Below are 8376 nucleotides of genomic sequence, written 5' to 3'. Positions count from 1 at the left end.
CCGGCCCGGCCCGACGACGCGGTGCGACACGGCCGGCCGTGTCGCACCGCGTCGTCGGGCCGTCAGCCCACCAGGTCCGGCGCGCGCAGCATCTCCGGCGGGACGCGCCAGGCGTCGACGAGGTCGACCGCGAGGGGGCGGACCTTGCGGCAGAGGTCGTTCACCTCACGGGTGATCGCCTTGGAGCGCTGGACGGTGAGCCGGCCGTGCTCCATGAACCAGGCCCGGTCCGCCTCGATCGTCGAGAGGGCGAACAGGTCGCACAGCAGGCCGAGCGCGTCCTTGTTGCCGCCCTCGGGCATCGCCCGCACCCCGTCGACGAACGCTTCGAGGACGAGGCGTTCGACGTGCGCGTGGGCGAGTGCGATGACGTGGTCCTGGACCTGCGAGAAGACGGCGCCGGGGTCCTGCTTGCGGTCGATGCCGTGCTTGAGCCGCCGGGCGACGCCCGCGAGCATGTGCTCCTCGCGGTAGCGGACCATCGCGAGCTGGTACTCCGGGTCGAGCAGTCCGGCCTCCCGGTCCCACTCGTCGCCGCCGGGCAGCAGGTCGCGGACCCGTTCGAGCAGTTTGTGGGCCGAGGTGCGCTCCATGACCGTCTCGACGGCGAGGCCGGTGACGTAGCGGACCATGCCGAGCTGGTCGAGGTCCTCGAACTCGCTCGCGTGGTCGGTGAGCAGGCCCTTGGCCACGAGCTGGAGCAGGACGTGGTTGTCGCCCTCGAAGGTGGTGAAGACGTCGCTGTCGGCCTTGAGGGCGGCGAACCGGTTGACGGCGAGGTAGCCGGCGCCGCCGCACGCCTCGCGGCACTCCTGGACGGTCCAGGTGGCGTGCCAGGTGCCGAGCGCCTTGGTGCCGGCGGCCCGTGACTCCAGGCGGCGGCGTGCCTGCGGGTCGTCCCCGGTGCCGGAGAAGACGTCGTGGAGCTGTGCGCGGACGACGTCCTGCGCGAAGTGCAGCGCGTACGTGCGCGCGACGAGCGGCAGCAGCCGGCGCTGGTGGAGCCCGTAGTCGAGGAGGAGCTGCTCCTCCGAGCCCGGTGACGCCTCGAACTGCCTGCGCCGTACGGAGTACTTCACGGCGATCGCCAGGGCGACCTTGGCGATGCCGACCCCGGCGCCGCCGATGCTGACCCGGCCCTGCACCAGGGTGCCGAGCATGGTGAAGAAGCGCCGGTTCGGGTTCTCGATCGGGCTGGTGTAGACGCCCTCGGGGCTGACGTCGGCGAACCGGTCGAGCAGCGCCTCGCGCGGCACCCGCACGCCGTCGAACCAGATGCGGCCGTTGTCGACGCCGTTGAGGCCCATCTTGCGTCCGTCGTCCTCGATGCGGACGCCGGGCGCGGTCTCGCCGCCCACCCGGACGGGCACGACGAAGGCGTGCACGCCCTCGGACGTGCCGCCCACCTCCAGCTGGGCGAAGACGACGGCCAGTTCGGCGTGGCGGGCCGCGTTGCCGATGTAGTCCTTGCGCGCCGCGTCGTCGGGGGTGGTGATGACGAACTCCCGGGTCTCGGCGTCGTACCTGGCGACGGTGCCGAGCGCCTGGACGTTGGAGCCGTGTCCGCTCTCCGTCATCGCGAAGGACCCCATGAGCCGCCCGGCGATCAGGTCCGGCAGGTAGGCCTCGTGGTGGCGCTCGGTGCCCAGGTGCAGGATCGCGCCGCCGAAGAGCCCGAACTGCACGCCGCTCTTCACCAGGACCGACAGGTCGCCGAAGGCGAGCGTCTCGAACGCGGCGATCGAGGCCCCGACGTCCCCTCCCCCGCCGTACTCGGCCGGGAAGCCCATGCCGGTCTGTCCCGTCGCCGCCATCTCGACCACGATCTCGCGCACCCGTTCGCGGAACGCGTCGACGCCGAGCTCGTCGGCGTCGTCGAGGACGGAGGCGTGGGTCACCAGGTTGGTCCGGACGAGGTCGCGGATCCCGGCGTACTCGCCGTCGAGCGCCTCGGCCAGTGCCGGGACGTCGATCTCGGGCTGTGTGTAGCCGCTCTCGGAGGGGGATGCGTTGTCGGTGGCCATGCCCCTTCGCTACCCCGCCCCGGGACGATCAAGCGGGGCACCCGGTGGCGCGGGTGCCGGACGGTGTCAGCGGCTCTCGCCGGGCCGGGCGGCGGTGGCCCTGAGCAGGTCCCGCAGCAGGGCGTGGTCGACGCTCTCCGGCTTGCGGAACCGCAGGCAGCCCTTGCCCATGTCCTGACCGGCCAGCCGCTCCTCGAAGGCCTCGCGGACGTCGCCGCGCATCAGGTAGAAGGAGAGGTACTGCTTCTGGGCGGCGAACGCGATCTCGCAGACGCCGTCCCGCTCGTACGCGGGCATCCCGTACGCCATGACCTCGTCGAAGCCCGTCAGCTCTTCGAGGCACAGCCGCCGCACCTCGGCCAGCGCGGCCGCGCGCTCCCCGGACAGCCCGCTCATGTACCCGTCGACGTCGCGGGCCTCGCTGTGCGCCATTCCACGAGGCTATGCCGTGGCCGGGTCCCGCATCAACGGGGAGAGGTCAACGGGGGACCTCGGCGTCCGGCGGCGGTACGGGTGGTTCCGGGCTCAGGCTCCTTCGGGCGCGGCCTCGTCGGTGGCTTGGGCGGCGGCGCGGCGCCTGCGGTACAGCACCGCGCCGCACGCCGCGAGGAGGAGCGCGGCGACCGCGGCGGCCCCGAGGGCCGGCCGCTCGGCGAACAGCCTCGCCAGCACTTCGAGCACCCCGAGCCCGGCCGTCGCGTAGATCAGGGCCCAGGCCGCTCCCCCGACGAACAGCGCGGGGAGGTAGCGCGGCAGGGGCATCCGCATGCTGCCCGCGAGGAAGTTGGCGGCGGTCTGGAAGCCGACGGTCAGGAAGGAGACGGCGACCACCGGAGCGCCCCAGCGCTGGATCGCCCGCTCCGCGCGCAGGAACTTGGCCGAGGAGATCCGTCCGGCGAGCCTGCTGCGCCGGGCACCGGCGCCGGTGAGCCACCCGAGGGTGAAGGTGCCTCCGGCGCGCAGGAGGACGATGACGTACAGGGCGCCGGCCGTGAGCGCGATCTTATCCACGGCGCCCCTTCCCGGACGCCGGGCCGGGACCCGTACGCCCCTGGTCCGCCGGACGGGCCCCGGGGCGGGCGTGCTCCGCCGACCGTTCCGAAGGGCCCGTCCCGGCGTGCCCGTGACGGGTGCGCGCCCGGTCTCCGCTTCTCACCTGAGGTCCGCCTCTGCCCGTTCCGTCTCCGCGTTCCCGCCGTGGCGGCCCGGGGTCCGGGCCCGGCGCCGGGCCGGGCTCCCCGGAACAGCCAGGTTAACCGAACGCCCGTACGCCGGACACACGCATCCGGATGCCGGAAGGGCAGCCTCCCCACCGCCGCCCGGGATCATGCCCGCGCGGCCCGTGTGCCGCACGGCCCGCGACGCGTCCGGGGCACCGCCCTCCTCAGGAGGGCAGGCGGGCGAGGCTGCGGTGGAGGGCGCCGTCGGGGCGGGCGATGAGCTCGTCCCAGGTGCCCTCCTCGGCGATGCGCCCGGCTTCCAGGACAGCGATGCGGTCGGCCCTGCGGATGGTGGCGCGGCGGTGGGCGATGACGACGGTGGTGCGCCCCTCCCGGTGGAGCGCGGCCGCGATCCGGGCGTCGCTCGCGTTGTCCAGGTGGGCGGTGGACTCGTCCAGGACCAGGACGCGCGGCCGGGCCAGGAGCGCCCGGGCGAGGGCGACGCGGGCCCGCTGGCCCCCGGAGAGGGTGGCGCCGCGCTCGCCGACCGGGGTGTCCAGCGGCGCGATCCGGTCGACGCCGCACAGGCGGGCCGTCTCGGCGAGGAGGTCCTCGTCGGCCTCGGGGGCGGCGAGCCGCAGGTTCTCGGCGAGGGTGCCGTGGAAGAGGGGCGCCTCCTGGCCGACCAGCGCGACGGCGCGCCGGAGCTCGGCGTCGGCCAGCTCGCGCAGGTCGACGGCGTCCCCGTCGGCCGGTATCAGCTGCACCTCTCCCACGGTGGGGTCCCAGAAGCGGGCCAGGAGGTGGGCGCAGGTCGACTTCCCGGCGCCCGAGGCACCGACCAGGGCGAGCGTCTCCCCCGCGCGGACGGTCAGCTCGACGCCGTCGAGGACGGGGCCGCCGCCGTAGTCGAACCCGACTCCGCGCAGCCGGACGCCCAGCGGGCCGGGCGGGAGCGGGCGGGGCACGGCGGGCGGCGGGGCGAGCGCGGGGGCCTCGACCGCCGCTCCGACGCGGGCGGCGGCGGCGCGCAGGGACATGGCCCGGCTCAGCGAACGGGCCGATTCCGCGACGGGGCCGAGGACGGCCAGAGAGAGCGCCGTCGCCGCCGGGGCCCAGGCGCCGTGCAGCCGTCCCGAGGCCATGGACTGGGCGGCCACGGCGACCACGCCGAGGACCGCCGCCACGACGAGGAGGTCGCGGACCGCGGCGGCACTGGCCTCCCACGCGGCCTCGGCGCGCTGGGCGTCGCCCAGCCGCCGCCCGCCCTCCGCCAGCCGGCGCCGCCGCCCGGGGAGCGCGCCGAAGGCGAGCAGCTCGCGCAGTCCGTCGACGGTCTCCACCGTGTCGGCCGACAGCTCCGCGAGGGCCGCCCGGGTGCGGGCGCCGCGCGCCGCGCTCCCGCGCGCCTCGGCGAAGGGGGCCGCGGCGAGCAGGGCCGCGACCGGCAGCACGGCCGCGAGGAGCCACGGCTCCACCGCGGCGAGGACCGCCGTGCCGCCGGTGAGGACCGTCCCCGCCGCCAGGAGCTGGGCGGTGGTGTGGGCGTAGAAGAACTCCAGCGCCTCCACGTCGGCCGTGGCGGTGGCCGCGAGGTCCCCGCTGCGCCGTCCGGCGACGCGGGCGGGCGCGCTGCGGGCGAGCCCGTCGAAGACGCGTACGCGCAGGGCGGCGAGGACCCGGTAGGCCAGGTCGTGCGAGAGGTCCATCTCGCGCCAGGTCGCCAGGGCCCGTACGAGGACCAGGGCGACGAGCGCGGCGACGGTGCCGGGCGACGGGGCCTGCGCCGCGATGACGGCCGTTCCCACGGTGTGCGCCGCGAGCGTCACGAGGGCGACGAGGGAGCCCTGTTCGAGCAGGGCGGCGGCGCAGGTGCGGGCCGTCATGGCGCGGTGCCCGGCGAGGGCGGGGAGGAGGGCGCGGAGGGCCCCGGGGGCGGGTACGTCCGCCTCGGGGGCGGGAGCGGTTCCGGTGGTGGGGGCCCCGGCGGTGGCGGCGGTTTCCGTGGTGCTGCTCATGCGGCGCGTTCTCCTCGGTGGGTGTGGCCGGCCTCGACGAGTCGCGTGTAGACGCCGCCGGCCTCGACCAGGCCGGTGTGGTCGCCGACGGCGTCCACCCGTCCCGCGTCGAGGACGACGATCCGGTCGGCGTGGCGGACGGCGGAGAGCCGGTGGGCGACGACCAGGACGGTGCGGTCGCCGGCGGCGTCGAGGAGTTCGCGGACGATGCCGGCCTCCCGGCGTTCGTCGACCGAGCTGGTCGCCTCGTCCAGGACGAGGACCGGGGCGTCCGCGAGCAGGGCCCGCGCGAGGGCGAGCCGCTGCCGCTGTCCGCCGGAGAGGGTGGCGCCGCGTTCGCCGAGGACGGTGGCGTAGCCGTCGGGGAGGGCGGCGATCTCGTCGTGGACGCCGGCGGTGCGCGCCGCCGCCGCAAGCTCGTCGTCCGTGGCGCCGGGGCGGGCCGTGCGCAGGTTGTCGGCGATGGTGGTGTGGAAGAGGTACGTCTCCTGCGACACCACGGCGACGCCCCGCCGGAGCGCGTCGAGGGAGTACGCGGCGGCGGGGCGCCCGCCGAGGGTGACGCGGCCCCCGTCCGGGTCGTGGTGGCGCAGGAGCAGGGCGAGGAGGGTGGACTTGCCCGCGCCGGACGGGCCGACGACCGCGGTGGTGCGTCCCGCCGGTGCGGTGAAGGAGACGCCGTGGAGGGCGGGCGCCGTCGCGCCGCCGTAGGTGAACCGGACGTCCTCGAAGCGCAGCTCAGGGGGTGCCGGCCAGTCCGCGGGGGCCGTCCCGGTGTCGCGGACGCCCGGCTCGGCGGTGCGCAGTGCCGCGATCCCGTCCGCCGCCGACACCCCGAGGTAGCCGGCGTGCCACTCACGGGCCAGGTCGCGGACCGGCCGGAAGCACTCGGAGGCGAGGAGCAGCACCAGATAGGTGCCGGTCGCCGTGGTGGACCCGCCGAGGGCCGCGTGGCAGGCGAGGAGCGCCGCGGCGGCGGTGCCGCCCTGGATCGCGAGGTCCGTGATGCCGGTGTCGGCCAGGGAGACGCGGAGTTTGGCGACGGTCGCCCGGTGCAGGGCCGCCGAGCGCTCCTCCAGGCGGGCGCGGGTGCGGCCGACCGCGCCGGCGGCGCGCAGCGCCGGCATGCCCTGCAGGGCTTCCAGGTAGTCGGCGCCCAGTCCCTCGTACGTGTCCCAGTGCTCCTTGCCCCGGGCGGCCAGGAGGTGGTCCCAGGCGCGCGGGCCGCACAGGGCGAGCAGCAGGGCGGGGACCAGGCCGAGCAGCGCCGGTGGTTCCACGACGGCCAGGACGGCGAGCACCAGGGGCGGCACGGTCAGGGTGACGAGGAGCTGGGGCAGGTAGCGCGAGACGTAGGCGTCGACGCCCTCCACCCCGTCGACGAGGGTCGTACGGACGGCTCCGGCGCGCGCGGTGGTCAGATGCGCGGGCCCCAGGCGTCCCAGGCGGTCGAGGAGTTCGTCCCGCAGCGCCACCCTGACCCGCGCTCCGGCGCGGGTGGCGGTGCTCCGCTGCCACGTGCCGAGCCCGGCGCGGGCGGCGACGGCGGCGAGCACCGCGGCGAGGAGCCAGGGGAGCCGTTCGGCGCGGCCGCGGGCCAGGTCGGCGAGGGCGAGCGCGAGCAGGGCCGCCTGGGCGAGGTGGGTGAGGGCGACGGCGCCCTGCAGGAGGGTGGCGGCGAGCAGGGGGCGGCGTGCGCGCCGGGCGGCGCGGCGCAGTTCGGGGTGGACGATCACGGGGTGTTCTCCTCGTCGGCGTGACGGGTGCCGGGGGTGTCTGACGCATGGGCGCGGGAGAGGGAGCGGCGTCCGGTGCGTGCGATCGCGAGGCGCCGGAGTGCCCTCGTGGCGGAGCCGCGTGGGCGGTTCGGCAACGCGGCCGGGGCCCCGTGCCCGAAGGGTTACGGGGGCGTGCGTGACGGGCGCCGCGACGCCGCGGGCATGTGTCGGACACCCCCGAGGGCCAGGGCGTGGACGATCCAGTCCCGGCCGGGGGCGGCGCCGAGCGCGGCGCCGAGGTCGGCCCGCTGCCAGGAGCCCACGGGCCGGGCGGCCAGGCCGTGCTGTCGGGCGGTGAGGTGGGCGAGGTGGACGGCGAACCCGGCCCGCAGGTGGGTGCGGCGGATGTGCGGCGCGTCGGCGTCCTCGGGGCAGCCGCGGGCGAGCAGGACGGCGCCCGCGTCGGCGATCCACGCCTGGCCCGCCGCCCAGGCCGCGAGCGTCGGGCGGGCCTCGCCCGCCGCGCACCGGCGCGGCGCCGTACCGTCGGGGGCCAGGTCCACGAGGCCGGGCTCCGGCGGGCCCACGGCGGCGCACCACCGCAGGTCGTCGCCGCCCGCGGCGACCGCGGCGGCGAGGACCGCGCGCAGCGCGTCCGGGGACGGAGGTCCCGTCAACGGTGGCGGGGCGCTGCGGCGGGTCAGCAGTTCTTCGTGGGTGGGTGTGCGCGACGACGACCGGGAGGACGAGGAACCGGCCGGGCCGGGCGGGGCGATGCGTACGGCCGCCAACGGGTGCCCGGCGGCTCCGTCCAGGACGGGTTCGGGCTCTCCCGCGCCCGTCGCGCGGGCCGCGAGGAACAGCGCGGCGGCGGCGTGCCCGGTGTCGAGGAGCAGGAGCGGCCGGGCGCGGTGGCCGTAGTGGGAGGCGGTGCGCCGGGCGGTGACGGAGAGTTCGGCGGTCACGCCCGGCGGCGTGCCGTCGGGCTGCCGGCCGAGGCGGTGGACGCGGTGGCGCAGCGGGTCGTAGCCGTAGCGGCCGGGCGGCAGGGAGCAGCCGGTGCCCACGACGAGTTCGGTGTCCACCGGGTGCAGCGCGCCGGCGGAGGCGGTCGGGCGCAGCCGCCCGGAGGCGTCCGAGGCCGCCAGGGAGAGGCGCAGCAGGGTCCCCAGGTCGAGTTCCGCCGGGCCGGGGTCCGGAATCGGGCGCGATGGCCCCGGCCAGGCGGGAACGGCCGGACCGGCGGACGTGTCGGGGCCGGGGGCCAGGGAGGAGCGAGCGAGGGCGAGTTCGGCGGCGAGGTCCTCGGGGCGCCCCTCACCGGGGTGCCGCCCGTCGGCCGGACGGTCGGCGTCGGTCCGAGGGTGTGCCCCGTCCGCCGGACGGCCGACGCGGAGGTGCTTCCCCTCCATGAGGGCTTCGGCACAGGCGTGTTCCCCGCCCGTCGGGCGGTCGC

Annotated in this window: 6 protein-coding genes; all 6 read right to left on the bottom strand. The window is 76.9% G+C overall.

What is annotated here, in order from left to right:
- Positions 1-62: 62 nt before the first annotated feature.
- The gene (locus AB0398_RS13210) at positions 63-2024 is read right to left on the bottom strand and encodes an acyl-CoA dehydrogenase family protein (RefSeq protein ID WP_366374493.1); all 1962 of its coding nucleotides are present in this window, start codon (positions 2022-2024) and stop codon (positions 63-65) included.
- Positions 2025-2090: 66 nt separating this feature from the next.
- Positions 2091-2456, bottom strand: a complete 366-nt coding sequence (locus AB0398_RS13205; protein WP_366374491.1) for a DUF1801 domain-containing protein — start codon at positions 2454-2456, stop codon at positions 2091-2093.
- Between the two features lie 93 nt (positions 2457-2549).
- Positions 2550-3035 carry a VTT domain-containing protein gene (locus tag AB0398_RS13200; RefSeq protein WP_366374489.1) on the bottom strand — a complete coding sequence of 162 codons (486 nt, stop codon included), beginning with the start codon at positions 3033-3035 and terminating at the stop codon, positions 2550-2552.
- A 373-nt stretch (positions 3036-3408) separates the two neighbouring features.
- Positions 3409-5202, bottom strand: a complete 1794-nt coding sequence (locus AB0398_RS13195) for an ABC transporter ATP-binding protein (RefSeq protein WP_366374487.1) — start codon at positions 5200-5202, stop codon at positions 3409-3411.
- Positions 5199-6938 carry an ATP-binding cassette domain-containing protein gene (locus tag AB0398_RS13190; RefSeq protein ID WP_366374485.1) on the bottom strand — a complete coding sequence of 580 codons (1740 nt, stop codon included), beginning with the start codon at positions 6936-6938 and terminating at the stop codon, positions 5199-5201. The genes AB0398_RS13195 and AB0398_RS13190 overlap by 4 nt, the downstream gene beginning before the upstream one ends.
- A gap of 164 nt (positions 6939-7102) precedes the next feature.
- Positions 7103-8332, bottom strand: coding sequence for a SagB/ThcOx family dehydrogenase (locus AB0398_RS13185; RefSeq protein ID WP_366374483.1), 1230 nt, complete (start codon positions 8330-8332; stop codon positions 7103-7105).
- Positions 8333-8376: the final 44 nt, after the last annotated feature.

This window comes from Streptomyces sp. NPDC086147 (assembly GCF_040702165.1).
GTDB lineage: Bacteria > Actinomycetota > Actinomycetes > Streptomycetales > Streptomycetaceae > Streptomyces.
The sequence above is the reverse complement of the archived record's forward strand: the minus strand, read 5'-3'. Positions and strand labels throughout refer to the sequence as shown.

Excerpts from the sequence above, each read along its gene's own strand:
- AB0398_RS13210 (WP_366374493.1), bottom strand. The coding sequence starts at position 2,024 with ATGGCCACCGACAACGCATCCCCCTCCGAGAGCGGCTACACACAGCCC.
- AB0398_RS13205 (WP_366374491.1), bottom strand. The coding sequence starts at position 2,456 with ATGGCGCACAGCGAGGCCCGCGACGTCGACGGGTACATGAGCGGGCTG.
- AB0398_RS13195 (WP_366374487.1), bottom strand. The coding sequence starts at position 5,202 with ATGAGCAGCACCACGGAAACCGCCGCCACCGCCGGGGCCCCCACCACC.
- AB0398_RS13185 (WP_366374483.1), bottom strand. The coding sequence starts at position 8,332 with ATGGAGGGGAAGCACCTCCGCGTCGGCCGTCCGGCGGACGGGGCACAC.